The organism is Zunongwangia atlantica 22II14-10F7, assembly GCF_002094855.1.
In the GTDB taxonomy this organism is placed as follows: domain Bacteria; phylum Bacteroidota; class Bacteroidia; order Flavobacteriales; family Flavobacteriaceae; genus Zunongwangia; species Zunongwangia atlantica.
This window is the reverse complement of the sequence record NZ_ARYN01000059.1, coordinates 1-1,520: the sequence shown is the minus strand read 5'-3', so window position 1 is coordinate 1,520 and position 1,520 is coordinate 1. Positions and strand designations below refer to the sequence as shown.

The 1,520-nt window shown below is 33.0% G+C and carries 3 protein-coding genes; 1 reads left to right on the top strand and 2 read right to left on the bottom strand.

The features are described 5' to 3' along the window. Positions 1-18: 18 nt before the first annotated feature. Together IIF7_RS21260 and IIF7_RS20530 are read right to left on the bottom strand one after the other, a co-directional pair. Complete coding sequence (locus IIF7_RS21260; RefSeq protein WP_176219024.1) at positions 19-222, bottom strand: N-acetylmuramoyl-L-alanine amidase; 204 nt, start codon at positions 220-222, stop codon at positions 19-21. Positions 223-254: 32 nt separating this feature from the next. Beyond that, positions 255-743, bottom strand: a complete 489-nt coding sequence (locus tag IIF7_RS20530) for a GNAT family N-acetyltransferase (RefSeq protein WP_084841660.1) — start codon at positions 741-743, stop codon at positions 255-257. A 138-nt stretch (positions 744-881) separates the two neighbouring features. Between IIF7_RS20530 and IIF7_RS20525 the strand changes: the two genes are divergently transcribed. After that, positions 882-1,502: a hypothetical protein gene (locus IIF7_RS20525; protein WP_139801306.1), complete on the top strand. Its 621-nt coding sequence runs from the start codon at positions 882-884 to the stop codon at positions 1,500-1,502. The last annotated feature ends 18 nt before the right edge of the window (positions 1,503-1,520 follow it).

Genomic DNA, 1,520 nt, shown 5'->3' with positions numbered 1-1,520 from the left:
TAAAAACCGAAGCTAATTTTATCGTTTTTCGGCAATTATTTTCAAACTTTTAAATATACGTTCTGCAATTTTCTGCTGCTCTACTTCACTATTTAAGTAATTTGAATTTTCGCTATTCGCAAGATCTCCCAATTCTAACAACACAGAAGGTTTTCTCCTCTGTAAAATTATAAACTTTCCTTCATTAATTTTTGCATTCTTATTCTGAAAAACTGAAAGCAAATGTTCAGCGGTTTTTATATAAAATTAAATATCTAAATTCCTACCACTTTGCTTCTTCGCTCCATAATAACATTGTTTTTCCAAACACCGTGAAGCTTACCTATTCGCTCTCTAAACCCTATTAGCCTAAATCCACATTTTTTATGCAAATTTATACTGGCAGTGTTTTCTTCCATAATTCCGCATTGCAAAGTCCAGAAACCAAGCGCTTCACTTTGCCGAATAAGTTCGTTTAATAAAATATAGCCAAATCCTTTTCCTTTAAAAACAGGATCTATATAAATACTAACCTCTGCTACTCCGTTATAAACACAACGATCTGATACTTTAGTTAGGCCCGCCCAACCAATAACTTCTTCATTATCCTGAAGGATGAAATTGGGCATTTCGAAATACTTTTTTTGCCAGTTTTCAAAAGATGGCGCCGAAATTTCAAAAGTAGCCATCCCGGTATCTATTCCCTTTTGGTAGATAGCAGCAACCCGATCGTAATTTTGACGTGTAATGCCTGAAAATCGCATATTTTTTATGCTTATAAAATGATGCAAAATATAAAGATAAGTTAAATGAGGTATACTTAATAGGTAAAATTTTATATTATTGATCAAATAAATTATTATTCCTAAACGTTATAACTTTAATCATCAATCTAAAACCTTATGAGTCGATATTTTTATCTAAGTCTCCCATTATTATGCCTATTGATCATCTCCTGCAGTAGCGACGACGATATCTCACCAAACAATCCAGAATCTGCATACGAGCTTCAATCTATAGATTGGCGATTTAATGAAGAAAATCCTGAAGAACTGATAAGTGTAGAATTGCCAGAATTTTATTTTAAAAATGAGTCTGATAGCATTTTACCGGTTAGCATTAATCCATTAGAATATTTAGAGGGAAGTTCTAGATTTATATTTAATGATTCATTGGCTTTTGCTGAGTTTAACTATCCCGTGCATGAAATTTCTGCTCCTATGGATACCTTTTTTTTAGAAAGTACATACGCACGTGTACAAGGCAGAATTCAACCCGTTATTTTGCAACAGGAAACCTTTAATTTCGCATTTTCTTCAAACAGTTCAAGCACTACAGAGATCCCTCCAAATAATGAACTTAGGGCAATTTATACCTTAGCAATGAAAAAGGTTTATGCCGATTTCCTTATTACTTACAAAGACGCTAACACTGGAGCCATTAAAACTTTTGATGGAGTTTGGGAAGGCTATTTTTACAATAATAACACTCAGGTAGAATTTGCTATGAACGAGATCGAATAGTGAAATATCTTCTATGCT

Coding starts and splice junctions, on each gene's coding strand:
- IIF7_RS20530 (WP_084841660.1), bottom strand. CDS start 743: ATGCGATTTTCAGGCATTACACGTCAAAATTACGATCGGGTTGCTGCT.
- IIF7_RS20525 (WP_139801306.1), top strand. CDS start 882: ATGAGTCGATATTTTTATCTAAGTCTCCCATTATTATGCCTATTGATC.